A 22,250-nucleotide genomic window follows, 5' to 3' on the forward strand; every position below is an offset into this window, starting at 1 on the left:
GGAAGGATTATTTCAGAATCATCAGGGGCTTGCCAGTCATTTCCGGCGGTACCGGCAGACCCATCAGGGTCAGCATGGTGGGGGCCAGATCGGACAATTTGCCGCCTTCAGCCACTTCGGCCTTGCGACCGAAATAGATGAGCGGAACCGGCAGATTGGTGTGGGCGGTGTGGGCCTGACCGGTCTCTTCGTCCATCATCTTCTCGGCGTTGCCGTGGTCGGCGGTGATCAGGCACTCGCCACCCACTTCGGCCAGCGCCTCGGTGACGCGACCGATGCAGTGGTCGACCGCTTCACAGGCCTTGACTGCGGCGTCGAACACGCCGGTGTGGCCGACCATGTCGCCGTTCGGGTAGTTGCAGATGATGACGTCGTACTTGCCGCTCTTGATGGCGCCGACCAGCTTGTCGGTCAGCTCTTCGGAGCTCATCTCCGGTTGCAGGTCATAGGTGGCCACTTTCGGGCTGGCGACGATCTCGCGATCTTCACCAGTGAAGCAGGCCTCTTCGCCGCCGTTGAAGAAGAAGGTGACGTGGGCGTACTTCTCGGTTTCGGAGATGCGCAGCTGGGTCTTGCCCTGCTTGGCCAGCCATTCACCCAGGGTGTTGACCAGCGCGGTCGGCGGGTAGGCACAGGCGGTTTTGATGTCGGCCGCGTACTCGGTCAGCATCACGAAGTTCAGCGCCGGGGTGGCGGTGCGGGCGAAGCCGGTGAAGTCGCTGTCGACGAAGGCGCGGGTGATCTCGCGGGCACGGTCGGCACGGAAGTTCATGAAGATCAATGCATCGCCATCCTGCATGGGAGCGGCGGCACCGATGCGGGTGGCTTTGACGAATTCGTCGTTCTCGTCGCGAGCGTAGGCGGCGGCCAGGGCTTCGCTGGCGCTGTCGGCGGTGAACTCACCCTTGCCCTGGGTCATCAGGTCATAGGCTTGCTGCACGCGATCCCAGCGGTTGTCGCGGTCCATGGCGTAGTAACGGCCGATCATGGAGGCGAAGCGACCCTTGCCCAGACGGGCGAACAGGGCATCGAACTGCTCGATGGAGGACTGGGCGGAGCGCGGCGGCACGTCACGGCCATCCAGGAAGGCGTGGAAGTAGATCTGCTCGGCGCCACGCTTGGCGGCCATTTCGATCATGCCCATGATGTGCTCTTCGTGGCTGTGCACGCCACCCGGAGACATCAGACCCATGATGTGTACGGCCTTGCCCTTGGTCACGGCAGCATCGACAGCCTTGGCCAGCTCGACGTTCTGGAAGAAGTCGCCGTCCTGGATGTCTTTGGAGATGCGGGTCAGTTCCTGATAGACGATGCGACCGGCGCCGATGTTGACGTGGCCTACTTCGGAGTTCCCCATCTGACCATCAGGCAGACCCACGTCCAGGCCGGAGCCGGAGATCAGGGTGCTGGTGTAGTCACGGGCGAGACGGTCGAGGTTGGGAGTCTTGGCGGCAGCGACGGCGTTGTGTTCTTGCTTGGTGCTGTAGCCCCAACCGTCCATGATGACCAGAACCAAAGGTTTCTTAGCTGTTGACATAAGGCTATGTCCTCTCGGATAGGAATGAATTGCGGGAAGTGAAACTAGCGTAATATTACTACATCTGCCGAAATAGTCACCTGATAGCCAAGCCCCGTCCGGCGGGGGCCGCACGCTGTTGCCGAGCTGTTTCTTCTTTGTCGCCGGCTTGTCGCACCACTCGACGAATCCTCCCCCTAGCGAGCCGAATGCCACTTTTTATGCCGCCGCTTTCCCCCGTCCCCGTCTGGTGGGAGCCCGCTCCCGCTTTGCCGCCAAGATGGCTGATCTTGGCTGGGTCCCCATGTATACTCGGGCACTTGTCTTGGTCCCTGGATAGTAGAAGATGCAAGAGTATTTGGATTTTGCGGCCCGCAACCCGCTGCTGACCGCAGCCTGGTTCGGCCTGGCAGGCACCCTGGTTTACACCACGGTGCGTGCTCGTTTTTCTCCGGTGAAGTCGGTGAACAACCACACCGCAACCCTGCTGATCAACCGTGAAAACGCCACCGTGGTGGACATTCGCAGTCAGGAAGAGTTTGCCAAGGGCCATCTGGCCGGTGCCCAGCACCTGCCGCTCAGCCAGATCCAGAGCAATAATCTGGGCCAGGTTGAAAAGCATAAAGATGCCCCCATCATAGTGGTGTGCGAGTCGGGGATGACCGCTGGTGGCGCGGGTCGCCAATTGAGCAAAGCCGGCTTCAAGCAGGTGTATGTGCTCAGCGGTGGCATGGCCCAGTGGCGTGCAGAGAATCTGCCGGTGACCAAAAAACGCTGATTTAAGGGCCTGCGCCCACCTATTTTCATAAAAAGGAATCAAACAAAATGGCTGAAGAGATCAACAACCAGGAAGTACAACCGGAATTCCACATCCAGCGCGTCTACACCAAGGACGTCTCCTTCGAAGCGCCGAATACCCCGCACATCTTCCAGAAAGAGTGGCAGCCGGACGTCAAGCTGGACATGGACACCAAGACCAACATCCTGGCCGACAGCGTCTATGAAGTGGTACTGACCCTGACCCTGACCGTAACCTGCAAGCTGGAAACCGAAACTGCCTTCCTGTGTGAAGTTCAGCAAGCCGGTATCTTCACCATCGGCAACCTGCCGGAGCCGCAACTGGCTCACTGCCTGGCTGCCTTCTGCCCGAACATCCTGTTCCCGTATGCCCGCGAAGCGGTGTCCAACCTGGTGAGCAAGGGTTCCTTCCCGCAGCTGAACCTGGCACCGGTCAACTTCGATGCCCTGTTTGCCCAGCACATGGCGCAGGCACAGGCCCAGCAGGCGACTGCGGAAGCCTGATAATGGCCGACCAGATCGCTATCTCGGTCTTGGGGGCGGGGTCTTATGGCTCCGCCCTTGCCATTTCTCTGGCGCGCAACGGTCATCCGACCCTGCTGTGGGGTCACGACCCTGCCCATGTCGCCGAGCTGGAACAAGACCGCTGCAACAAGGCTTTTCTGCCGGATGTCCCTTTTCCTGCCGATCTGCAGCTGACCGCCGATCTGCAACAGGCGGTACAAGCCGCTCCCGTGCTGCTGCTGGTGGTGCCGAGCCATGTGTTCGGGCAGGTACTGGCCCAGGTCAAACCCTTCCTGCGCCCGGATACCCGTATCGCTTGGGCCACCAAGGGGCTGGAGCCGGACAGCGGCCGTCTGCTGCAAGACGTGGCACGCGAGGTGCTGGGTGACGAGATGCCGCTGGCGGTCATCTCCGGCCCCACCTTCGCCAAGGAGCTGGCCGCGGGTCTGCCGACCGCCATCTCGGTCGCATCGACCCACGACGACTTCGCCGACGATCTCTCCCTGCTGCTGCACTGCGGCCGTTCGTTCCGGGTCTATACCAATCCGGACTTCATCGGCCTGCAACTGGGCGGGGCGGTCAAGAACGTCATCGCCATCGGTGCCGGTCTCTCCGACGGGCTGGGTTTTGGCGCCAACGCCAGGACTGCGCTCATCACCCGGGGTCTGGTAGAGATGCAGCGCCTGGGCGCCGCGCTCGGCGCCGACGCCAAGACCTTCATGGGGATGGCCGGGCTCGGGGATCTGGTGCTGACCTGTACCGACAACCAGTCGCGCAACCGTCGCTTCGGGCTGGCCCTCGGGGCCGGCAAGGATGTGAACACCGCCATGACCGAGATCGGCCAGGTGGTGGAAGGCTATCGCAACACCAAGGAGGTGCATCTGCTGGCGGCCCGCTGTGGCGTCGAGATGCCCATCTGCGAGCAGATCTTCAAGGTGCTGTACGAAGGCAAGAATCCGAAAGAGGCGGCCATCGCCCTGCTGTCGCGAGACAAGAAGGACGAGTGATCCGCCCGCCACAGAATGCAAAAGGCCCCGCCAGCTGGCGGGGCCTTTTCTTTGCGGCAAGAGCAGCAAATCAGTAGTAGGAGTGATCGCCGCGCTGGTGCTCGGTGGCATCCTTGACGCCGTTGAGCTCGCCCGGGAATTTCTCCAGCAGCTGCTTCTCGATCCCCTCTTTCAGGGTGTAGTCGACCATGGAGCAACCGTTGCAACCGCCGCCGAACTGCAGGATGGCCAGCTTGTCCTCGGTCAGCTCGACCAGGGTGACCTTGCCGCCATGACCGGCCAGCATGGGGTTCACCTCGGACATCAACACGTACTCGATACGGTCGATCAGCGGAGCGTCGTCGGCCACTTTGCGCATCTTGGCGTTCGGGGCTTTCAGGGTGAGCTGGGAGCCCATCTGATCGGTGACGAAATCGATGGTGGCATCTACCAGGAAGGGGGCGCTCAGGGGATCGACCAGGCAGTCGAAGCCGCTGAAGGGCAGGTGTTGATCTTCCGGATCGACCGCGTCGGGTGGGCAATATGATACGCCGCACTCGGCATTCTGGGTTCCCGGATTGACCACAAACACCCGGATATTGGTGCCATCAGGCTGTTTTTCCAGCAGTTTACGGAAATGGGCCTGGGCGGTGTCGGAAATGCTGATCATCACTATCCTCATAAACCTGAGTGTACGACTAGGGTATTCATGATAACTCTCTTGGCAAGGCTTGGGTAGCATGCCGATGGTTACTTGAGATGCTTGAGGGTGCGACAGACGGCCCACACTTCCACCTTTGTGACCCCGCTCTCATGGAGCAAACGGGTGAGATGGCCAGCGGTCGCGCCCGTGGTGACCACGTCATCGAGCAGCGCCACGTGCTGATAGGCGTGTGGTCTGATCTGGAAGGCGCCGCGCAGATTGCGCCGCCGCTGGCCGGCACTGAGCCTGGTCTGCTGCGGGGTTGCCCTGACCCGGCGCAGCAGGCGCTTGTCATAAGGAATGCCGGTCAGCTCGCTGAGAGTGAGGGCTATCTCTTCCGCCTGATTGAAGCCGCGCCACCATTTGCGCCACCAGTGCAGAGGCACCGGAATGATGGCCTCTGGCAGCTCGCTGAGATCCAGATGATCGGCAAGCAACCGGGCAAGCAGCGGGGCCAGCAGGATCTGGCCGGAATACTTCAGCCGGGGGATCAACATGGGGTAGGGTGGCCGGTAGTCACCGATGACCTGCAGCCGCTCCCATGGCGGCGGCCTGCGCAGGCAGCGGCCGCAGATCGGCAGGCGTTCTTCATGCAATGTCGGCAAGGGAGCGGCACACAAGCGGCAGGTGTGCTCAGCTTGCTGCAGGGCCTGCCGGCACCAGCTGCACAGCAAGGGGTCAACATCGCAAGGCTGCTGGCAGAGCAGACAGTTGCCCTGCCAGTCGGCATGGCGGCCGAGGATCGGACTTGCTTTGGCGAGCAGCCGCTTTAACATGCTGACCCCAACAGAGTGAACAGGATCTGAGTCTAGATGAGCGTGTCGGTTGAGCGGTTTGGTCAGGGGCCCGATCTGGTGCTGTTGCACGGATGGGGAATGAATGGCGCGGTCTGGCATGGCATTGTGCCGGCTCTGGCGTCTCGCTATCGCGTCCATCTGGTGGATCTGCCCGGCTTTGGCAACAGTCCGCTGGCGGGCGGAATAGAGTACAGTCTGCCCTGGCTGGCTGAACAGGTGGCAGCCATTCTGCCGGAGCAGTGCCATTTGCTGGGGTGGTCCCTCGGTGGCTTGGTGGCAAGCCAGTTGGCCTTGAGTCATCCCGAGCGATTGCACTCTCTCATCACGGTGGCCAGTTCCCCCTGTTTCATGGCCCGCGGCGAGTGGCCGGGGATCGCCCCCAAGGTGCTGACCGGTTTCAACCAGATGCTGGCGGGGGACTTCAAGCAGACCATCGAACGCTTCCTGGCGATCCAGGCCATGGGCAGCGAACATGCCAGGGACGACATCCGCCAGTTGCGCCACTGGTTGGCGGAGCGGCCCGCTCCCCAGCTAGCCGCGCTGGAGGCAGGGCTCGGTTTGCTGGCCGAGGTCGATCTGCGCGATGAGCTGACACCATTGAGCCTGCCTTGGCTGCGGATCTATGGTCGGCTGGATTCGCTGGTGCCCAAGGCATCCATCCCTCTGCTGGACGAGCGTTACCCAAGCAGCCGCAGTGTGGTGCTGGAAAAGGCCTCACACGCGCCCTTTATTTCCCATCCACAACAGTTCATTGAAATTATTGAACATTTTGTAGGTTGAAAAATAGCCAATTTGCTTCATTAATCCTCTGGCGTGGCGGATAATTAATCCAGTGTCAGAGGAGAGTTGTCATGCGTATAGATTCAGCATTGAACAGCGGTGTGCAAGGCTTTCAGCGTGCGGAGCAGATCGCTGACAAGGCGTCCAGCCAGATCGCCAGGCTCAACACCCCGAGCGGTGACAAGGTTCAGCTGCCCGATGAGCTGGTCAATCTCAAGGTGGCCGAGGTGCAGGCCGGTGCCTCTGCCAAGGTGATCCAGACCGCCAGCGACATGATGGGAACCCTGATCGACATTCGGGTGTGACATGAACATCAATGTCAGTCTGCCGACCATCATTCCCAACCAGCTGCAACCGCAGACGGAATCGGCACGCACTGACAATCGCCGCGCGGCACTCATCCCCCAGAGCCGTCAGAGCGAGGCTTTCAACGCCGAGTCCGAGGTCGGCTCCCAGAAAGAGAAGTCCAGAGCCAGCCAGGCCAATCCCAATCAGACTTCCCAGCAGGCGCGAGAAGGCTCCCAGACCGGCAACCCGCAGGCGGCGATCGACAATCGCTTCGTCGAGGCCACCGGTGAGGACGGTCAGCGCAACAAGCAGCAGGATCCCAAGCAGCAGGAGCAACAGCAGAAGCAGGAGCTGCAGGTCAAGGAGCTGGCCGACAGGGATCAGGAGGTGCGCACTCATGAGCAGGCGCACCAGAGTACCGGCGGTCAGTATGCCGGCAGCCCTACCTATGAGTTTGCCATGGGGCCGGATGGCAAGCGTTACGCAACCGGCGGTGGCGTCTCCATCGACATCGGAACCATCCCCGGCGATCCCAGAGCCACCATCGCCAAGATGCAACAGGTGCGGGCCGCCGCACTGGCGCCTGCCGAGCCCTCTTCTCAGGATCTGAGCGTAGCCAGAAGTGCTGCGGCCAAGGAAGCGCAGGCCCGCAAGGCGCTGCTTTCATCCGACCCTGATACCGCCCTGGCTGCCGATGGCAGCGCCAAGACGGGCGTGCTGAACGGCTACATGGAGCAGCGCAACCAGGTCATCGCCCAACGTTATCAGCAGGCAGTCAAGCCTGCGGCCCAGCAGAACCTGAGCCTGAGTGTCTGAGTTTTCCACCGTATTTCCGCCCGGTTTTTTTCCCTCGCGAGCAGGCATTTGCAACTAATCTGAGGGGTAATCCCATCCACGCTCACAGGAGTCGTCATGCACTTTGATGAAGTCAAACCGGAAGATTTTGCCACCTTCTCCCGTGTACCACCGCCGCACCTCCAGATGGAGCAGTTCTTGATGCAGCTTGGCGGGGGCGGCACCGAAGGCACCCATTTCAAGAAGAAGGTGATGCTGGCGGCAGGCTGGAGTCATACCGGCGTGGTTTCCTATGGCAAGTATCCGCAAGAGGCCTGCAAGGCATTCAACCGGCTGCGGGAGGTACTGGCAGCCCATCGGGAGGCTGACGCCATTCTGGCTGCGCTGGCCCAATGAGGCTGAACAACGGCGACAAAAAAGCCCCTCGCGGGGCTTTTTGCATTCTGGGGGCTTATTTCTTCAGTTTCGACAGGGCAGCCGCGAAGGCATTGCCCATGGCGCCATCGGCCGGGGGGCTCTGACGCGGCGCTTGCTTCGGCTTGGCGTTGCCGGTGTGGCGCGGCTCGGCCGGTTTGCGTGCCGGCTGGCCGGCTTTTTCATCCAGACGCATGGTCAGACTGATGCGTTTGCGCGGTACGTCGACCTCCAGCACCTTGACCCGGACGATGTCGCCGGCCTTGACTACCTCGCGGGGATCCTTGACGAAGCGATCGGTGAGGGAGGAGATATGCACCAGCCCGTCCTGATGGACACCTATGTCGACGAAGGCGCCAAAGTTGGTGACGTTGGTGACCACCCCCTCCAGCACCATCTCGGGTACCAGATCGCTGATTTTCTCCACCCCTTCCTTGAAGGTGGCAGTCTTGAACTCGGGACGGGGGTCGCGGCCAGGCTTGTCCAGCTCACCGATGATGTCGGTGACGGTAGGCACCCCGAACTGCTCGTCGGTGTAGTCGGCGGGCTTGAGAGTGCGCAGCAGGCTGCTGTTGCCGAGCAGGCTGTCCACGGTCTGCTCCAGCTTGGCGAGGATCCGCTCCACCACAGGGTAGGATTCCGGGTGCACCGCCGAGCCGTCCAGCGGGTTGCTGCCGCCCCGAATGCGCAGGAAGCCGGCGCACTGTTCGAATGCCTTGGGCCCGAGTCGGCTCACTTTCAGCAATTGCTGACGATGCTGGAAAGCGCCGTTCTCGTCGCGGTAGGCGACGATGTTCTGGGCCAGGGTCTGGGAGAGGCCGGAAACCCGGTTGAGCAGCGCGACCGAGGCGGTATTTACATCCACCCCGACCGCGTTCACGCAATCCTCGACCACCGCATCGAGCCGGCGGGCCAGCTGGCTCTGGCCGACGTCGTGCTGGTACTGGCCGACACCTATGCTCTTGGGCTCGATCTTGACCAGCTCGGCCAGCGGATCCTGCAGCCGGCGGGCGATGGAGACGGCGCCACGAATGGAGACGTCGAGATCAGGGAACTCCTGGGAGGCGAGCTCGGAGGCGGAGTAGACCGAGGCCCCCGCCTCGCTCACCACAATCTTCTGCGCCTTGGCGGCCGGGTAGCGCTCGAACAGATCGCTCACCAGGCGGTCGGTTTCCCGCGAGGCGGTGCCGTTGCCGATGCTGATGAGTTCGACCTTGTGCTTCTGGCACAGCTCGCTCAGGATCTTGAGACTCTGGTCAACCTGGCGCTTGGGTTCGAACGGATAGATGGTCGCGTGATCGACCAGCTTGCCGGTGGCATCGACCACCGCCACCTTGACCCCGGTGCGGATGCCGGGATCCAGCCCCATGGTGCAGCGCATGCCGGCCGGCGCTGCCATCAGCAGATCCTTGAGGTTCATGGCGAATACCTTGATCGCCTCGTCTTCTGCTGACTCGCGGATGCGGCCGATCAGCTCGGTCTCCATCTGCAAGGAGAGTTTGATCTTCCAGGTCCAGCTCACTACCCCCTGCAGCCACTTGTCGGCCGGGCGGTGTTGCAGGTTGAGCCTGAGGTGATGGGCAATGATCCCTTCGCAGGGGCTGGCACCCTCATCGTCGCCGGCAACCAGCGCCAGGTTGAGGATCCCCTCGTTGCGGCCGCGCAACATGGCCAGCACCCGGTGGGAGGGGGCCTTGTGCAGCGGTTCGTCGTGCTCGAAGTAATCCTTGAACTTGGCCCCTTCCTGCTCCTTGCCGGCCACCACGCGGGCGCGCAGGGTGGCGTTGTGCCACAGGTAGTCGCGCAGCTTCTCCAGCAGGTCAGCCTGCTCGGCGAAGCGCTCCATCAGGATGTAGCGGGCACCGTCGAGGGCGGCCTTGCCGTCGGTGATCCCCTGCCCGGCATTGAGGAAGCGAACCGCCTCCTGTTCGGGATCCTTCAGCGGATCGCTCAGCAGCAGGTCGGCCAGAGGCTCCAGCCCCGCCTCGATGGCCATCTGTCCCTTGGTGCGGCGCTTGGGCTTGTAGGGGAGGTAGAGGTCTTCCAGCCGGGTCGTGCTGTCGGCATCGTTCAGCTCGCGGGCCAGTTCCGGGGTCAGTTTGCCCTGCTCTTCGATGGAGCGCAGGATCACCTGGCGGCGATCCGCCAGTTCACGCAGGTAGCCGAGGCGGCTCTCCAGGGTACGCAGCTGGCTGTCGTCCAGACCGCCGGTCACCTCTTTGCGGTAACGGGCGATGAAGGGGACGGTGGCGCCTTCGTCCAGCAGGCGAACGGCGGCCTGCACCTGCTCTGGGCGGGCATTCAGCTCACCGGCAATCTGATGTTCTATTACGTGGCTTTGCATCGAGGGTCTCTTGGTCGGGTCCTGGTCAACGGGCAGGCGCGAGGCGATGTCGCCGGGCAGGGGTCTGTCCTGGCGGTACTCAAGGTACCAGCCGGACCACTGCCGCGCGGGCCGGTTGGCGCCGCAAGGCGCCGGGTGTGAGCACTATATGGGGTCGGGCAGCGGGATGCCACCCCGGCTAAAACGACGCTTGTCATACCCGGTGGGCGGACATGCTCGGTCTCTCCTGGCCTCGTCAGCCGATTTGGCAGTCAGGGCCGGAGCTGGCTTATTTGGGATAGCTGATCTCATTGATGTACCAGCAGGCGTCACCGACTGGCGTACGCACTATGGCCTCGTCCCCCACCTCTTTCTTGAGCAGGGCGCGGGCCATGGGGGAGTCGATGGAGATGTAATCCTTGCGCTCGAAGATCTCGTCATAGCCGACGATGCGAAAGCGCTTGGTCTCTCCCTCTTCGTTTTCCACCTCGACCCAGGCACCGAAAAAGACCTTGCCCTCCTGGGCGGGGGAGTAGTCGACGATCCCCAGCTCCTCGAGGCACTTGCGCAGGTAACGGACCCGCCGGTCGATCTCCCGCAGCCGTTTCTTGTTGTATTGGTAGTCGGCATTCTCGCTGCGATCACCGAGGCTGGCCGCCCAGGCCACTTTGCGGGTGGTCTCGGGGCGCTCCTCGCGCCAGAGGAAATCGAGCTCCTGTTTGAGCTTGTTGTAGCCTTCACGGGTGATCAGCTTGGTCTTCATCGGTCGTTACCTGTGTCAGTGGGGCTGATGAGCCTCTTATGGCTCGGCAGATCTTATCCGTTGTCGCCTTGCTGTCGAGCAAAAACTGGGGTGTCTGAGGAGGCGCCTGAGTGATGAGGTACGGGATGCAGGGGCGTAAAATCGGCTGAATGGGCAATAACCGGTAACATATTTAGGCTTGGCCGTTACGAGCCCGAGCTCTAGTATTGGCAGCATATCGAGAGGAGAGGCAAGCAATGAGTCAGCAATACAAGGTTCTGGTCGTCGACGATGATTTGAAATTACGTTCCCTGCTGGAGCGCTACCTGACCGAACAGGGGTTCGTGGTTCGGGGCGTCGCCAATGGTGAACAGGCCGACCGCCTGCTGACCCGTGAGAACTTCAGCCTGATGGTGCTGGATTTGATGCTGCCGGGGGAAGACGGCCTCTCCATCTGCCGCCGTCTGCGCGAGGCTGGCAACCAGATCCCGGTGCTGATGCTGACCGCCAAGGGGGATGAGGTGGATCGCATCGTCGGGCTCGAGATGGGTGCCGATGATTACCTGCCCAAGCCGTTCAACCCCCGTGAGCTGCTGGCCCGGATCCGTGCCGTGCTGCGCCGGCACACCGTCGAGTTGCCGGGTGCCCCCTCTACCGCTGAGAAGGTGGTGAGCTTTGGCAGCTATCAGCTCAACTTGGCGACCCGCGAGCTGAGCCGCGATGGTGATCCAGTTGCACTGACCAGCGGCGAATTTGCCGTGCTCAAGGTGCTGGTGAGCCATCCGCGCGAGCCTCTCTCCCGCGACAAGCTGATGAACCTGGCCCGCGGTCGCGAATATACCGCCACCGAGCGCAGCATCGACGTGCAGGTCTCCCGCCTGCGTCGCCTGCTGGAGCAGGATCCGGCCCAGCCCCGTTATCTGCAGACCGTCTGGGGTCTGGGCTATGTGTTCGTGCCGGACGGTGATGGCGAATGAAGAAAGTGAGCAGCATGTTCTCCCGCATGCTCTGGTTTTTGGCCGCCGTGCTGGTGGTCTATCAGTTTGTCTCCTATGCCACCTTCTACAACTATCTGCTGGCGCCGACCGTCAAGCAGATCAGTCACCTGCTGGCCAACCAGGTCAAGCTCATCTTCCCGGTCGAGAGCAACCAGCTGGCGTTGAGTGAAGACGCCGAGGCGCTGGTCTATGTGGCGACCGGCAGCGACATCTATACCCAGACCGAGGCGGAGCAGCACGGGCTCAACGAGTCCAAGCCCTACACCTATCTGGAGGAGAGCATCAGCCGTGAACTGGGGGGCAAGACCAAGGTCAGGGTCGAGATCCAGGATCACTACATCATCTGGATCCAGCCGCCCCAGGCCAACAAGGTGTGGGTGCGCATCCCGCTGACCGAGATCGAGGATGACGAGATCGAGCCGCTGATCCTCTACATGAGCGTGCTGCTGGTGGTGACCCTGTTCGCGGCCTGGCGCTTTGCCCGCCAGCTGGTGCGGCCGCTGGAGGATCTGGAGGCGGGTGCCGTGGCGGTGGCGCGCGGCAATTTTCCCGATGCATTGGGGGAGCAGGGCTCGCGGGAGGTGCGTCGGCTGACTCGCACCTTCAATCACATGTCGAGCTCCATCAAGGGCCTGATCGAGGAGCGCAATCTGATGATGGCGGGCGTCTCCCACGATCTGCGTACCCCGCTGACCCGTATCCGGCTGGCGACCGAGATGATGTCCTCCGGCGATGAGTATCTCAAGGAGAGCATCAACGCTGACATTGACGAGTCCAATGGCATCATCGATCAGTTCATCGACTACATTCGGCCGGACGAGGGGCTGGATACCCAGCAGATCGACCTGACCCAGCTGATCCACGACAGCTTGCTGGTGCAGACCGATCAGGGACTGGAGGTGGAGCTCGAGTTGCCGGCCGAGGCGGTACGGGTGGCCTGCAACCCCATCAGCATCCGCCGCATCCTCAACAACCTGTCGGGCAACTCCTTGCGCTACGGTGCGAGCCGGCTGCAGGCCGAGCTCAAGGATGATGGTCACTGGGTGCGGCTGCGCTTGTCGGATGACGGCCCCGGCATTCCGGAGCAGGATTACTACCGGGTGCTCAAGCCCTTCACCCAGGGTAACGAGGCTCGTACCGGCAGCGGCAGCGGCCTGGGGTTGGCCATCGTCGCCAAGATCGTATCCCAGCATCACGGCACCATCAGGCTGGGGCGCTCCGAGCTGGGGGGCTTGCTAGTGGAGATCCGGCTACCCAAGAATCAGCCGCTGGAGTGGATTGATTGAACGAAGGGCGTATCCGTGGATACGCCCTTTGCATGTCAGGCTTGCGGCTCGCTGGTCTTGCGGTAGCGCCTGCCATATTTCAGCTGCTGGATCAGCAGGGCGGCGACGATGAGCGCCAGTCCGATGGGGGTGGCCGGGTGGATGGTTTCGCCGATCAGCAGGTTGAGCAGCACCAGCGAAGCAAACGGCGAGATGAAGATGAGGTTGCTGATGGGGGCCGTGTTGGTGGCATGGCGCAGTGCCATCAGCCAGAGCACGAAGCCGAAGCCCATCTCGAACAGCCCCACGTAGATGGCACCGGCCCACCCCTGCCAGGCAGTCATGGCAAAGTCCGAGAGCAGCCAGGTCGCCGCGACGATGAAGGGCAGGCTGATGAGAAAGCCCAGCAGCAGGCTGACGATGGGGTCGCCCTGGTTGCGGGTGTTGAGGATCCAGTAGCCAGCCCAGATCAGGGTCGACACCAGCGCCAGCGTGACGCCGAGGGGGCTGTCGAACTGCAGACCGAATACATCCCCCTTGGTGGCGATCACCAGCGCGCCGAAGTAGCCGAGCACGATGGCCACCCCGTCGCGGCGACGCAGCTTCTGACCGAGGAAGGGCACCGCCAGCAGACTGAGGGTGATGGCCCAGGTGTAGTTGAGGGTCTGCGCCTGCTGGGCGGGCAGCAGGTCATACGCCTTGAACAGCAGCAGGTAATAGAGGAAGGGGTTGAGTACTCCCAGTGCCAGATAGTAAAAGGGGCGACGCTTGATGTAGCCGAGCAGCAGCGGCAGTTTGCCCTGACAGGCCACGATCACTCCCAGCGTCAGGGTCGAGGTGCAGGCCGCGACCAGCAGCAGCTGTACAGGTTCAAAGTAGGCGAGGGAGATCTTGAAGGCGCTGGCGACCGTCGACCAGAGGGCGACGGCGCAGAGCCCATATTGATAGGCTTTTTTCTGATCTTTGAGCATGGGGTGTCGTTCCGATGACGAAGGCCGGCGCACAGTCTACCAGCCTGTTTGCAACATTGTCGTTACCCCTGCCAGGCAAGGGCTTGCCCAGCCGTTGGCGAGATCCATCTGTCACATAAAATTGCGCACAATCTGTTCGCCTTCTCTTGCGCAAATTGAAAAAATCCGTATAATCCCCTCCGCTTACCCATGAGGTAAGCCAGACGATATGTCTGCTTGCTGAGTTTCCCGCTTGCGGGGACCAGCCATACAGTCCTCCCGATATGGGAGGAAACGTGAAAAATCACACCTCTGGCGGGAGTAATCTCGGTCGGGCGGTGTTGATTTATGTTCTTTTATCTATTGGAGCTCTGTCAATGCAGAACCAAAGAATCCGTATCCGCCTGAAGGCTTTTGATCATCGCCTGATCGATCAATCCACTGCGGAAATCGTTGAAACTGCAAAGCGCACCGGCGCGCAGGTTCGCGGTCCTATTCCGCTGCCGACTCGCAAAGAGCGCTTCACCGTCCTGATCTCCCCGCACGTCAACAAAGATGCGCGTGATCAGTACGAGATCCGCACTCACAAGCGTCTGGTAGACATCGTTGAGCCGACTGACAAGACCGTTGACGCCCTGATGCGTCTGGATCTGGCAGCTGGTGTAGACGTCCAGATCAGCCTGGGTTAATTACGGAAAGAGGTTGATAACAATGACAATCGGTCTTGTAGGTCGCAAAGTGGGTATGACTCGCATCTTCACTGAAGATGGCGTTTCTATCCCGGTGACTGTTATCGAAGTTGAAGCTAACCGTGTAACTCAGGTCAAATCTGTAGAAACCGACGGCTACAACGCTATTCAGGTTACCACTGGCGCCAAGAAAGCCAGCCGTGTAACCAAGCCGGAAGCTGGCCACTTCGCCAAAGCTGGTGTAGAAGCCGGTCGCGGTCTGTGGGAATTCCGCCTGAACAACGGTGAAACTTTCACTGTTGGTAGCGAGCTGAAAGTAGATCTTCTCGCTGACGTTAAGCTGGTAGACGTTACCGGCACATCCAAGGGTAAAGGTTTTGCCGGTACTGTTAAGCGCTGGAACTTCCGCACCCAGGATATGACCCACGGTAACTCTCTGTCCCACCGTGTACCTGGCTCCATCGGTCAAAACCAGACCCCGGGCCGTGTATTCAAGGGCAAAAAGATGGCTGGTCACATGGGTGCTGAGCGTGTAACGACTCAGAACCTGGAACTGGTTCGTGTTGACGCTGAACGCAACCTGCTGCTCATCAAAGGCGCAGTACCGGGTGCAACCAACGGCAACGTGATCGTTAAACCTGCCGTCAAAGCGTAACGTCTGAGGAGATAGTAATGGAATTGGTAATGAAAGACGCCAAGAGCGCTCTTGAAGTTTCCGAGACTACCTTCGGGCGCGAATTCAACGAAGCTCTGGTTCACCAGGTTGTCGTTGCTTATGCCGCTGGTGCCCGTCAGGGTACTCGTGCGCAGCTGACTCGCTCTGAAGTGTCTGGTGGCGGCAAAAAGCCGTGGCGTCAGAAGGGTACTGGTCGTGCCCGTGCTGGCTCCATCCGTTCGCCCATTTGGCGTTCCGGTGGTGTGACTTTTGCAGCTAAGCCGCAAGATCACAGCCAGAAAGTAAACAAGAAGATGTACCGCGGCGCTATCCGTAGCATCCTGTCCGAGCTGGTACGTCAAGAGCGCCTGATCGTTGTTGAGAAGTTCGGCATCGAAGCTCCGAAGACCAAAGAACTGATCGCCAAGCTGAAAGAAATGGAACTGACTGACGTTCTGATCGTGACTGCTGAAGTCGATGAGAACCTGTTCCTGGCTGCTCGTAACCTGTACAAAGTTGACGTGCGTGACGTTGCCGGTATCGACCCGGTCAGCCTGATCGCTTTCGACAAGGTTCTGATGACTGCTGACGCAGTTAAGCAAATCGAGGAGATGCTGGCATGATCCGTGAAGAGCGTCTGCTGAAAGTTCTGAAGGCTCCGCACATCTCTGAAAAGAGCACCATGGTCGCAGAAAAGCAGAACACTATCGTGTTCAAAGTTGCTGTTGATGCCACCAAGGCGGAAGTCAAAGCTGCAGTTGCGAAACTGTTCGAGGTCGAAGTTGAGACCGTCCGTACCCTGAACATGAAGGGTAAGACCAAGCGCGCAGGTGCACGCGTAGGCCGTCGTTCCGATTGGAAAAAGGCTTATGTGACCCTGAAAGCTGGTCAGGACATCGACTTCATGGGCGCAGCCGAGTAAGAGGAGTTCTGAAAAATGGCAATCGTTAAGTGCAAGCCTACTTCTCCGGGCCGCCGCCACGTCGTCAAGATCGTCAACCAAGACCTGTACAAGGGCAAGCCCTTTGCAGCTCTGCTGGACAAGAAAGACAAGTCCGGTGGTCGTAACAACAACGGCCGCATCACCACCCGTCACATCGGCGGTGGTCACAAGCAACACTACCGTATCGTCGACTTCAAGCGCGACAAAGACGGTATCCCGGCCAAAGTAGAGCGCCTGGAATACGATCCTAACCGTACCGCAAACATCGCCCTGGTGCTGTATGCAGACGGTGAGCGTCGTTACATCCTGGCTCCGAAAGGCCTGAAAGCTGGTGATGCAATCGCTTCTGGTGCTGATGCCGCAATCAAGGTAGGTAACACCCTGCCGATGCGCAACATCCCGGTCGGTTCTACCGTTCACGCTGTTGAGATGAAGCCTGGTAAAGGTGCCCAGCTGGCTCGTTCCGCTGGTACTTTCATCCAGATCCTGGCTCGTGAAGGTAACTATGTAACTCTGCGTCTGCGTTCCGGCGAAGTACGTAAAGTTCTGGCCGAGTGCCGCGCCACCATCGGTGAAGTTGGTAACTCCGAGCACATGCTGCGTCAACTGGGTAAAGCCGGTGCAAACCGCTGGCGTGGTATTCGTCCGACCGTTCGCGGTATGGCGATGAACCCGGTCGACCACCCGCACGGTGGTGGTGAGGGTCGCAACAAGGGCATGCAGCCTGTGTCCCCATGGGGCCAGAAGGCTAAAGGCTTCAAGACCCGTAAGAACAAGCGTACCGACAAGTACATCGTACGTCGTCGTAACAAGTAATTGTTAACATAGAGGAATCACCATGCCACGTTCTCTCAAGAAGGGTCCATTTATTGACCTGCACTTGCTGAAGAAGGTAGAGAAAGCGGTGGAAAGCGGGGATAAAAAGCCGGTTAAGACCTGGTCCCGTCGTTCAATGATCATCCCGAACATGATCGGTTTGACCATCGCTGTCCATAATGGTCGTCAGCACGTTCCGGTTTTCGTTACCGAAGAAATGATCGGTCACAAACTGGGTGAATTCGCACCGACTCGTACTTATCGCGGCCATGCTGCTGATAAGAAGGCTAAGAAGCGCTAAGGGATAAATGATGGAAGCTATCGCTAAACACCGTTATGCCCGTACTTCTGCCCAGAAAGCTCGTCTGGTAGCCGATCAAGTACGTGGTCTGTCCGTAGACAAGGCTCTGAACATCCTGACCTTCAGCCCGAAAAAGGCTGCAGCTCTGGTGAAGAAAGTGCTGGAATCTGCCATTGCAAACGCTGAGCACAACGAAGGCGCCGATATCGACGCGCTGCGTGTTGCTACTATCATGGTCGACGAAGGTCCCTCCATGAAGCGCATCCGTCCGCGTGCCAAAGGTCGTGCGGATCGTATCCTCAAGCGTACCGCTCACATCACCGTAGTGGTATCCGACGCTAAGGCTGGGAGATAAGCAATGGGTCAGAAAGTACATCCTAATGGCATTCGCCTGGGTATTACCAAGCCTTGGAATTCTACCTGGTTCGCGAACACCAAAGACTTCGCTGACAACCTGTACAGCGATTTTCAAGTACGCCAGTTCCTGACCAAGGAACTGAAAAACGCGTCCTTGTCCAAGATCACCATCGAGCGTCCGGCCAAGAGCATCCGTGTGACCATTCACACCGCTCGTCCGGGTGTTGTGATCGGTAAGAAAGGCGAAGACGTTGAGAAACTGCGCAAAGCTGTAGCCGCAATTGCTGGCGTGCCTGCTCAGATCAACATTTCCGAAGTCCGCAAGCCGGAGCTGGATGGCAAACTGGTTGCCGACAGCATCACTTCCCAGCTGGAGCGTCGTGTAATGTTCCGTCGTGCTATGAAGCGCGCCGTACAGAACGCAATGCGCCTGGGTGCCAAGGGCATCAAAGTGGAAGTTTCCGGTCGTCTGGGCGGCGCTGAAATCGCGCGTACCGAATGGTACCGTGAAGGTCGTGTGCCGTTGCACACCCTGCGTGCCGACATCGACTACGCAACTTCTGAAGCCCACACCACTTACGGTGTGATCGGCGTTAAAGTTTGGATCTTCAAGGGCGAAGTTCTGGGCGGTCTGGCTGCTGTTAATGCCGCTGCTGCTCAAGAGCAAGCTCCTGCAAAGCCCAAGCGTGACAACAAGCGCCGCGCTGCTAAGTAAGGAGATTCGGTAAATGTTGCAACCAAAGCGTACTAAATTCCGCAAGACCCACAAGGGTCGTAACCGCGGTCTGGCCAACTCTGGTAACGAAGTATCCTTCGGTACCTTTGGCCTGAAGGCGACATCCCGTGGTCAACTGACTGCTCGTCAAATCGAAGCAGCCCGTCGTGCCATGACCCGTCACGTTAAGCGTCAAGGCAAGATCTGGATCCGTGTGTTCCCGGACAAGCCCATCACCGAAAAGCCCCTCGAAGTTCGTATGGGTAAAGGTAAGGGTAACGTGGAATACTGGGTTTGCCCGATCCAGCCTGGCAAGGTTCTGTACGAGATGGATGGTGTACCTGAGGCTCTGGCGCGTGAAGCGTTTGCCCTGGCCGCAGCTAAGCTGTCCGTTCAGACCACTTTCGTAATTAAGACGGTGATGTGATGAAAGCCCAAGATCTGCGTCAAAAGAGCGTCGAAGAACTGAACCAGGAGCTGCTGGGTCTGCTGCGTGAGCAATTCAACATGCGCATGCAAGCTTCCACCGGCCAGCTGGCTCAGACTCACACTCTGAAACAAGTGCGTCGTGACGTCGCACGTATCAAGACTGTACTGACTGAGAAGGCAGGTGCGTAATGACTGACAAGATCCGTACTCTGCAAGGTCGTGTAATCAGCGACAAGATGGACAAGTCCATCACTGTTGCTATCGAGCGCAAGGTAAAGCACCCGATCTACGGTAAGATCATCAAGCGCACTACCAAGCTGCACGTACATGATGAAAACAACGAATGCAAAGCTGGCGACCTCGTGGAAATCCGCGAATGCCGCCCGCTGTCCAAGACCAAGTCCTGGACCCTGGTTGCCGTTGTAGAAAAGGCCTAATCGGTACTTTGTAGTCCAAACGGCCCCTTAGCGGGGCCGTTTGTTTTTTAGGCTACCTTTTCTAAAAATCCTGTGTTATAGTTTCGCGCCTTTTGAAGGCAGCCAGATCCCGAGAGGGATAAGAAGTAAACAAAGCGGAGCACTAAGATGATCCAGATGCAAAGTATGCTGGGTGTTGCCGACAACTCCGGCGCTCGCAGTGTAATGTGTATTAAGGTTCTGGGTGGTTCGCACCGCCGTTACGCCGGCATCGGCGACATCATCAAGGTTTCCATCAAGGAAGCCATTCCTCGCGGTAAAGTGAAGAAAGGTGATGTGTATAACGCGGTGGTCGTACGCACCCGTAAAGGCGTTCGTCGTCCGGACGGCTCTGTCATCCGTTTCGACAACAATGCGGCTGTGTTGCTTAACAACAACCAACAGCCAATCGGTACTCGTATTTTTGGCCCGGTGACTCGTGAACTGCGTAATGAGAAGTTCATGAAGATTGTGTCCCTGGCACCCGAAGTACTGTAAGGAGTCGAACGATGGCAGCTAAAATCCGTCGCGAAGACGAAGTGATTGTTCTTACCGGCAAAGACAAGGGCAAGCGTGGCAAAGTCACTCAAGTCCTGATTGCAAAAGGTAAGGTAATCGTGGAAGGCATCAACCAGGTGAAGAAACACCAGAAGCCGGTACCCGCACTGGGTCAGGCTGGCGGTATCGTCACCAAAGAAGCCCCCATCGATGTATCTAACGTAGCGCTGTTCAACTCTGCCACTGGCAAGGCTGACCGCGTTGGTTTCCGGATTGAAGACGGCAAAAAAGTCCGTTTCTTCAAATCCACCGGCGAACTTGTGAAGTAATTGGAGTTTAACGATGGCGAAACTGCATGATTACTACAAATCCGATGTAGTAAATGAACTGTCCAAACAGTTCGGTTACAAGACTATCATGCAAGTCCCTCGGATCGAGAAAATCACCCTGAACATGGGTGTTGGTGAAGCGATCTCTGACAAGAAATTGCTGGAAAATGCTGCTGCCGATATGGCTGCCATTTCCGGTCAGAAGCCGCTGATCACCAAAGCTCGCAAATCTGTTGCGGGCTTCAAGATTCGTGAAGGCTACCCGATAGGTTGTAAAGTAACCCTGCGTGGCGAGCGTATGTGGGAGTTCCTGGAACGGCTGATTTGCATCTCCGTACCGCGTATCCGTGACTTCCGTGGCCTGAACGCTAAAGCGTTCGACGGTCGTGGTAACTACTCCATGGGCGTGCGTGAGCAAATCATCTTCCCGGAAATCGACTATGACAAGGTCGATCGCGTCCGTGGTCTGGATATCACCATCACCACTTCCGCGAATACCGATGAAGAAGGCCGTGCTCTGCTGGCTGCCTTTAACTTCCCATTCCGCAAGTAAGGTTAGGGTTATGGCTAAAACTTCCATGAAAGCACGTGAAGCAAAGCGTGCGAAGCTGGTAGCCAAGTTCGCCTCCAAGCGAACCGAGCTGAAAGCTATCATTGTTGATATGAACGCTTCTGAAGAAGCGCGTTGGGATGCTGTCCTGCAACTGCAACAGCTGCCCCGTGATTCCAGTCCGTCCCGCCAGCGTAACCGTTGCAATATTACTGGTCGTCCGCACGGTTTCCTGCGCAAGTTTGGCCTGTCTCGCATCAAGGTGCGTGAGCATGCCATGAAGGGCGAAATTCCGGGCCTGAAGAAGGCTTCTTGGTAACGAATCTCGGGAGTTAGACTTATGAGCATGCAAGATCCGATCGCGGATATGCTGACCCGCATCCGTAACGGTCAGGCGGCGAGCAAAGTTGCGGTTTCCATGCCTTCTTCCAAGCTGAAAGTGGCTATCGCCAAAGTGCTGAAAGAAGAAGGTTACATCACTGGCTACTCCGTAGCTGGTGACGTGAAGCCGGAACTGGAAATTGAACTGAAATATTTCCAGGGCAAGCCAGTTGTAGAACTGATCCAACGCGTGAGCCGTCCCGGCCTGCGTATTTACAAGCGCACTACTGATCTGCCGAAAGTTATGGGCGGTCTCGGTGTTGCTATCGTGTCCACGTCTAAAGGTGTGATGACTGACCGTGCTGCCCGCAAAGCAAGCATGGGCGGTGAGATCATCTGCTACGTCGCTTAATAGGAGGTAGGAAATGTCTCGTGTTGCTAAGGCACCCGTCACTATTCCTGCTGGCGTAGAGGTGACTCTGAACGGCCAGGAACTGTCCATCAAAGGTGGTAAAGGTTCCCTGGTTCGCTCTATTCACGCCGGTGTAGAAGTGACCAAAGAAGACAATGTACTGAAGTTCGCCCCGCGCGACGGCATCGCTGGTGCTGACGCTCAGGCCGGTACTGCCCGTGCATTGGTCAACAACATGGTAATCGGTGTTACCCAAGGCTTCGAGCGCAAGCTGCAGCTGGTTGGTGTAGGTTATAAAGCCTCCATCAAGGGCAATGCTGTTGCGCTGGCTCTGGGCTTCTCTCACCCGGTAGAGCATGCGCTGCCGGCTGGTGTGACCGCTGAGTGCCCGACTGCCACAGAAATCGTTCTGCGTGGTGTCGACAAGCAGCTGGTTGGCCAAGTCGCCGCCGATATCCGTGCTTACCGCGCTCCGGAGCCCTACAAGGGCAAGGGTGTACGCTATGCCAACGAGCAAGTGCGTACTAAAGAAGCTAAGAAGAAGTAAGGTAACACTATGGACAAGAAAGCAGCTCGTCTCCGTCGTGCTACTCGTGCTCGGAAAAAGATGCAGGAACTGGGAGCTACCCGTCTGGTTGTTCACCGTACCCCGCGTCATATCTATGCGCAGGTTATTGCAGCCAACGGTTCCGAAGTTCTGGCCTCTGCTTCCACAGTAGAGAAAGCCATCAGTGAAGCTATTAAATACACCGGTAACGCTGATGCAGCGACCGCGGTAGGTAAAGCAATCGCTGAGCGTGCTATTGCCAAAGGCGTTCAGAACGTATCTTTCGATCGTTCCGGTTTCAAGTATCACGGTCGCATCGCTGCTCTGGCAGCTGCTGCACGTGACGCTGGTCTTCAGTTCTAAGCTAGGAGTCG

General features: G+C 58.8%; 33 protein-coding genes. 27 read left to right on the plus strand and 6 right to left on the minus strand.

Annotated features, from left to right (window positions below):
- Positions 1–7: 7 nt before the first annotated feature.
- Positions 8–1,537, minus strand: coding sequence for a 2,3-bisphosphoglycerate-independent phosphoglycerate mutase (gene gpmM / locus PG881_RS16155; RefSeq protein WP_041217283.1), 1,530 nt, complete (start codon positions 1,535–1,537; stop codon positions 8–10).
- Positions 1,538–1,862: 325 nt separating this feature from the next.
- On the opposite strand from gpmM, the gene PG881_RS16160 reads away from it, so the two are divergent.
- The 3 genes from PG881_RS16160 to gpsA are packed head-to-tail and all read left to right on the plus strand — an operon-like array spanning position 1,863 to position 3,825.
- Complete coding sequence (locus PG881_RS16160) at positions 1,863–2,294, plus strand: rhodanese-like domain-containing protein (RefSeq protein ID WP_124252696.1); 432 nt, start codon at positions 1,863–1,865, stop codon at positions 2,292–2,294.
- A 47-nt stretch (positions 2,295–2,341) separates the two neighbouring features.
- Positions 2,342–2,818 (plus strand): protein-export chaperone SecB, encoded by a 477-nt coding sequence (gene secB, locus PG881_RS16165; protein ID WP_270801351.1) that lies wholly within the window; start codon positions 2,342–2,344, stop codon positions 2,816–2,818.
- A gap of 2 nt (positions 2,819–2,820) precedes the next feature.
- Positions 2,821–3,825: an NAD(P)H-dependent glycerol-3-phosphate dehydrogenase gene (gpsA, locus tag PG881_RS16170; protein WP_039215255.1), complete on the plus strand. Its 1,005-nt coding sequence runs from the start codon at positions 2,821–2,823 to the stop codon at positions 3,823–3,825.
- Positions 3,826–3,895: 70 nt separating this feature from the next.
- Here the strand turns inward: gpsA and nfuA are convergent, their stop codons facing one another.
- Together nfuA and PG881_RS16180 are read right to left on the minus strand one after the other, a co-directional pair.
- Positions 3,896–4,474, minus strand: a complete 579-nt coding sequence (gene nfuA / locus PG881_RS16175; RefSeq protein ID WP_011704302.1) for a Fe-S biogenesis protein NfuA — start codon at positions 4,472–4,474, stop codon at positions 3,896–3,898.
- Between the two features lie 80 nt (positions 4,475–4,554).
- On the minus strand, positions 4,555–5,283 hold the full coding sequence (locus tag PG881_RS16180) for a ComF family protein (protein ID WP_270801354.1): 729 nt from the start codon (positions 5,281–5,283) through the stop codon (positions 4,555–4,557).
- A 36-nt stretch (positions 5,284–5,319) separates the two neighbouring features.
- Between PG881_RS16180 and bioH the strand changes: the two genes are divergently transcribed.
- The 4 genes from bioH to PG881_RS16200 all read left to right on the plus strand — a co-directional run bounded on the left by bioH (position 5,320) and on the right by PG881_RS16200 (position 7,563).
- Positions 5,320–6,084: a pimeloyl-ACP methyl ester esterase BioH gene (bioH, locus tag PG881_RS16185; protein WP_270801356.1), complete on the plus strand. Its 765-nt coding sequence runs from the start codon at positions 5,320–5,322 to the stop codon at positions 6,082–6,084.
- Positions 6,085–6,155: 71 nt separating this feature from the next.
- Positions 6,156–6,389: a flagellar hook protein FlgE gene (locus tag PG881_RS16190; protein ID WP_029302481.1), complete on the plus strand. Its 234-nt coding sequence runs from the start codon at positions 6,156–6,158 to the stop codon at positions 6,387–6,389.
- Position 6,390: 1 nt separating this feature from the next.
- On the plus strand, positions 6,391–7,188 hold the full coding sequence (locus PG881_RS16195; RefSeq protein WP_045528721.1) for a putative metalloprotease CJM1_0395 family protein: 798 nt from the start codon (positions 6,391–6,393) through the stop codon (positions 7,186–7,188).
- Positions 7,189–7,284: 96 nt separating this feature from the next.
- Complete coding sequence (locus tag PG881_RS16200) at positions 7,285–7,563, plus strand: hypothetical protein (RefSeq protein ID WP_011704307.1); 279 nt, start codon at positions 7,285–7,287, stop codon at positions 7,561–7,563.
- 55 nt (positions 7,564–7,618) lie between these two features.
- Here PG881_RS16200 and PG881_RS16205 read toward each other — a convergent pair whose 3' ends face one another.
- Together PG881_RS16205 and greB are read right to left on the minus strand one after the other, a co-directional pair.
- Entirely contained in the window at positions 7,619–9,925 is a 2,307-nt protein-coding gene (locus PG881_RS16205; protein WP_270801361.1) for a Tex family protein, read from the minus strand.
- Between the two features lie 268 nt (positions 9,926–10,193).
- A complete protein-coding gene (gene greB, locus PG881_RS16210; RefSeq protein WP_011704309.1) occupies positions 10,194–10,667 on the minus strand; it encodes a transcription elongation factor GreB in 474 nt (157 codons plus the stop codon).
- Positions 10,668–10,903: 236 nt separating this feature from the next.
- Between greB and ompR the strand changes: the two genes are divergently transcribed.
- Both ompR and envZ read left to right on the plus strand, forming a co-directional pair.
- The gene (gene ompR / locus PG881_RS16215) at positions 10,904–11,623 is read left to right on the plus strand and encodes an osmolarity response regulator transcription factor OmpR (protein ID WP_005307934.1); all 720 of its coding nucleotides are present in this window, start codon (positions 10,904–10,906) and stop codon (positions 11,621–11,623) included.
- Entirely contained in the window at positions 11,620–12,930 is a 1,311-nt protein-coding gene (envZ, locus tag PG881_RS16220; RefSeq protein ID WP_270801364.1) for a two-component system sensor histidine kinase EnvZ, read from the plus strand. The genes ompR and envZ overlap by 4 nt, the downstream gene beginning before the upstream one ends.
- A 35-nt stretch (positions 12,931–12,965) precedes the next feature.
- Here envZ and PG881_RS16225 read toward each other — a convergent pair whose 3' ends face one another.
- On the minus strand, positions 12,966–13,880 hold the full coding sequence (locus PG881_RS16225; protein WP_029302484.1) for a DMT family transporter: 915 nt from the start codon (positions 13,878–13,880) through the stop codon (positions 12,966–12,968).
- Positions 13,881–14,236: 356 nt separating this feature from the next.
- Between PG881_RS16225 and rpsJ the strand changes: the two genes are divergently transcribed.
- The 18 genes from rpsJ (at position 14,237) to rplR (ending at position 22,239) form a co-directional block, all read left to right on the plus strand.
- A complete protein-coding gene (gene rpsJ / locus PG881_RS16230; RefSeq protein WP_005307944.1) occupies positions 14,237–14,548 on the plus strand; it encodes a 30S ribosomal protein S10 in 312 nt (103 codons plus the stop codon).
- Between the two features lie 22 nt (positions 14,549–14,570).
- Entirely contained in the window at positions 14,571–15,203 is a 633-nt protein-coding gene (gene rplC, locus PG881_RS16235) for a 50S ribosomal protein L3 (RefSeq protein ID WP_010672559.1), read from the plus strand.
- Between the two features lie 17 nt (positions 15,204–15,220).
- Positions 15,221–15,826, plus strand: coding sequence for a 50S ribosomal protein L4 (gene rplD / locus PG881_RS16240; RefSeq protein ID WP_005340616.1), 606 nt, complete (start codon positions 15,221–15,223; stop codon positions 15,824–15,826).
- Complete coding sequence (gene rplW / locus PG881_RS16245; RefSeq protein WP_005307955.1) at positions 15,823–16,125, plus strand: 50S ribosomal protein L23; 303 nt, start codon at positions 15,823–15,825, stop codon at positions 16,123–16,125. The genes rplD and rplW overlap by 4 nt, the downstream gene beginning before the upstream one ends.
- 15 nt (positions 16,126–16,140) lie before the next feature.
- On the plus strand, positions 16,141–16,962 hold the full coding sequence (gene rplB, locus PG881_RS16250) for a 50S ribosomal protein L2 (protein ID WP_005307957.1): 822 nt from the start codon (positions 16,141–16,143) through the stop codon (positions 16,960–16,962).
- A 22-nt stretch (positions 16,963–16,984) separates the two neighbouring features.
- Positions 16,985–17,263, plus strand: coding sequence for a 30S ribosomal protein S19 (gene rpsS, locus PG881_RS16255; RefSeq protein ID WP_005307960.1), 279 nt, complete (start codon positions 16,985–16,987; stop codon positions 17,261–17,263).
- Positions 17,264–17,273: 10 nt separating this feature from the next.
- Positions 17,274–17,618 (plus strand): 50S ribosomal protein L22, encoded by a 345-nt coding sequence (gene rplV / locus PG881_RS16260; RefSeq protein ID WP_011704314.1) that lies wholly within the window; start codon positions 17,274–17,276, stop codon positions 17,616–17,618.
- Positions 17,619–17,621: 3 nt separating this feature from the next.
- Complete coding sequence (gene rpsC / locus PG881_RS16265) at positions 17,622–18,335, plus strand: 30S ribosomal protein S3 (protein ID WP_005331168.1); 714 nt, start codon at positions 17,622–17,624, stop codon at positions 18,333–18,335.
- A 13-nt stretch (positions 18,336–18,348) separates the two neighbouring features.
- Positions 18,349–18,762: a 50S ribosomal protein L16 gene (gene rplP, locus PG881_RS16270; protein WP_005307963.1), complete on the plus strand. Its 414-nt coding sequence runs from the start codon at positions 18,349–18,351 to the stop codon at positions 18,760–18,762.
- Complete coding sequence (gene rpmC / locus PG881_RS16275) at positions 18,762–18,953, plus strand: 50S ribosomal protein L29 (RefSeq protein WP_005307965.1); 192 nt, start codon at positions 18,762–18,764, stop codon at positions 18,951–18,953. Before rplP ends, rpmC begins: the two co-directional genes overlap by 1 nt.
- Positions 18,953–19,201, plus strand: coding sequence for a 30S ribosomal protein S17 (gene rpsQ / locus PG881_RS16280; RefSeq protein WP_005307966.1), 249 nt, complete (start codon positions 18,953–18,955; stop codon positions 19,199–19,201). The genes rpmC and rpsQ overlap by 1 nt, the downstream gene beginning before the upstream one ends.
- 147 nt (positions 19,202–19,348) lie before the next feature.
- Entirely contained in the window at positions 19,349–19,717 is a 369-nt protein-coding gene (rplN, locus tag PG881_RS16285; protein ID WP_005307975.1) for a 50S ribosomal protein L14, read from the plus strand.
- A gap of 11 nt (positions 19,718–19,728) precedes the next feature.
- Positions 19,729–20,046, plus strand: a complete 318-nt coding sequence (gene rplX / locus PG881_RS16290; protein WP_005307977.1) for a 50S ribosomal protein L24 — start codon at positions 19,729–19,731, stop codon at positions 20,044–20,046.
- A gap of 13 nt (positions 20,047–20,059) precedes the next feature.
- A complete protein-coding gene (rplE, locus tag PG881_RS16295) occupies positions 20,060–20,599 on the plus strand; it encodes a 50S ribosomal protein L5 (protein ID WP_005331162.1) in 540 nt (179 codons plus the stop codon).
- Positions 20,600–20,609: 10 nt separating this feature from the next.
- Positions 20,610–20,915, plus strand: a complete 306-nt coding sequence (rpsN, locus tag PG881_RS16300) for a 30S ribosomal protein S14 (RefSeq protein ID WP_011704315.1) — start codon at positions 20,610–20,612, stop codon at positions 20,913–20,915.
- Between the two features lie 21 nt (positions 20,916–20,936).
- Complete coding sequence (gene rpsH, locus PG881_RS16305; RefSeq protein WP_011704316.1) at positions 20,937–21,329, plus strand: 30S ribosomal protein S8; 393 nt, start codon at positions 20,937–20,939, stop codon at positions 21,327–21,329.
- 13 nt (positions 21,330–21,342) lie between these two features.
- Positions 21,343–21,876: a 50S ribosomal protein L6 gene (rplF, locus tag PG881_RS16310; protein WP_005307981.1), complete on the plus strand. Its 534-nt coding sequence runs from the start codon at positions 21,343–21,345 to the stop codon at positions 21,874–21,876.
- Between the two features lie 9 nt (positions 21,877–21,885).
- Entirely contained in the window at positions 21,886–22,239 is a 354-nt protein-coding gene (gene rplR / locus PG881_RS16315) for a 50S ribosomal protein L18 (protein WP_011704317.1), read from the plus strand.
- Positions 22,240–22,250: the final 11 nt, after the last annotated feature.

Source organism: Aeromonas sp. QDB54 (genome assembly GCF_027707385.1).
Classification (GTDB): Bacteria; Pseudomonadota; Gammaproteobacteria; order Enterobacterales; family Aeromonadaceae; genus Aeromonas; species Aeromonas hydrophila.

Coding starts and splice junctions, on each gene's coding strand:
- gpmM (WP_041217283.1), bottom strand. CDS start 1,537: ATGTCAACAGCTAAGAAACCTTTGGTTCTGGTCATCATGGACGGTTGG.
- PG881_RS16160 (WP_124252696.1), top strand. CDS start 1,863: ATGCAAGAGTATTTGGATTTTGCGGCCCGCAACCCGCTGCTGACCGCA.
- secB (WP_270801351.1), top strand. CDS start 2,342: ATGGCTGAAGAGATCAACAACCAGGAAGTACAACCGGAATTCCACATC.
- gpsA (WP_039215255.1), top strand. CDS start 2,821: ATGGCCGACCAGATCGCTATCTCGGTCTTGGGGGCGGGGTCTTATGGC.
- nfuA (WP_011704302.1), bottom strand. CDS start 4,474: ATGATCAGCATTTCCGACACCGCCCAGGCCCATTTCCGTAAACTGCTG.
- PG881_RS16180 (WP_270801354.1), bottom strand. CDS start 5,283: ATGTTAAAGCGGCTGCTCGCCAAAGCAAGTCCGATCCTCGGCCGCCAT.
- bioH (WP_270801356.1), top strand. CDS start 5,320: ATGAGCGTGTCGGTTGAGCGGTTTGGTCAGGGGCCCGATCTGGTGCTG.
- PG881_RS16190 (WP_029302481.1), top strand. CDS start 6,156: ATGCGTATAGATTCAGCATTGAACAGCGGTGTGCAAGGCTTTCAGCGT.
- PG881_RS16195 (WP_045528721.1), top strand. CDS start 6,391: ATGAACATCAATGTCAGTCTGCCGACCATCATTCCCAACCAGCTGCAA.
- PG881_RS16200 (WP_011704307.1), top strand. CDS start 7,285: ATGCACTTTGATGAAGTCAAACCGGAAGATTTTGCCACCTTCTCCCGT.
- PG881_RS16205 (WP_270801361.1), bottom strand. CDS start 9,925: ATGCAAAGCCACGTAATAGAACATCAGATTGCCGGTGAGCTGAATGCC.
- greB (WP_011704309.1), bottom strand. CDS start 10,667: ATGAAGACCAAGCTGATCACCCGTGAAGGCTACAACAAGCTCAAACAG.
- ompR (WP_005307934.1), top strand. CDS start 10,904: ATGAGTCAGCAATACAAGGTTCTGGTCGTCGACGATGATTTGAAATTA.
- envZ (WP_270801364.1), top strand. CDS start 11,620: ATGAAGAAAGTGAGCAGCATGTTCTCCCGCATGCTCTGGTTTTTGGCC.
- PG881_RS16225 (WP_029302484.1), bottom strand. CDS start 13,880: ATGCTCAAAGATCAGAAAAAAGCCTATCAATATGGGCTCTGCGCCGTC.
- rpsJ (WP_005307944.1), top strand. CDS start 14,237: ATGCAGAACCAAAGAATCCGTATCCGCCTGAAGGCTTTTGATCATCGC.
- rplC (WP_010672559.1), top strand. CDS start 14,571: ATGACAATCGGTCTTGTAGGTCGCAAAGTGGGTATGACTCGCATCTTC.
- rplD (WP_005340616.1), top strand. CDS start 15,221: ATGGAATTGGTAATGAAAGACGCCAAGAGCGCTCTTGAAGTTTCCGAG.
- rplW (WP_005307955.1), top strand. CDS start 15,823: ATGATCCGTGAAGAGCGTCTGCTGAAAGTTCTGAAGGCTCCGCACATC.
- rplB (WP_005307957.1), top strand. CDS start 16,141: ATGGCAATCGTTAAGTGCAAGCCTACTTCTCCGGGCCGCCGCCACGTC.
- rpsS (WP_005307960.1), top strand. CDS start 16,985: ATGCCACGTTCTCTCAAGAAGGGTCCATTTATTGACCTGCACTTGCTG.
- rplV (WP_011704314.1), top strand. CDS start 17,274: ATGGAAGCTATCGCTAAACACCGTTATGCCCGTACTTCTGCCCAGAAA.
- rpsC (WP_005331168.1), top strand. CDS start 17,622: ATGGGTCAGAAAGTACATCCTAATGGCATTCGCCTGGGTATTACCAAG.
- rplP (WP_005307963.1), top strand. CDS start 18,349: ATGTTGCAACCAAAGCGTACTAAATTCCGCAAGACCCACAAGGGTCGT.
- rpmC (WP_005307965.1), top strand. CDS start 18,762: ATGAAAGCCCAAGATCTGCGTCAAAAGAGCGTCGAAGAACTGAACCAG.
- rpsQ (WP_005307966.1), top strand. CDS start 18,953: ATGACTGACAAGATCCGTACTCTGCAAGGTCGTGTAATCAGCGACAAG.
- rplN (WP_005307975.1), top strand. CDS start 19,349: ATGATCCAGATGCAAAGTATGCTGGGTGTTGCCGACAACTCCGGCGCT.
- rplX (WP_005307977.1), top strand. CDS start 19,729: ATGGCAGCTAAAATCCGTCGCGAAGACGAAGTGATTGTTCTTACCGGC.
- rplE (WP_005331162.1), top strand. CDS start 20,060: ATGGCGAAACTGCATGATTACTACAAATCCGATGTAGTAAATGAACTG.
- rpsN (WP_011704315.1), top strand. CDS start 20,610: ATGGCTAAAACTTCCATGAAAGCACGTGAAGCAAAGCGTGCGAAGCTG.
- rpsH (WP_011704316.1), top strand. CDS start 20,937: ATGAGCATGCAAGATCCGATCGCGGATATGCTGACCCGCATCCGTAAC.
- rplF (WP_005307981.1), top strand. CDS start 21,343: ATGTCTCGTGTTGCTAAGGCACCCGTCACTATTCCTGCTGGCGTAGAG.
- rplR (WP_011704317.1), top strand. CDS start 21,886: ATGGACAAGAAAGCAGCTCGTCTCCGTCGTGCTACTCGTGCTCGGAAA.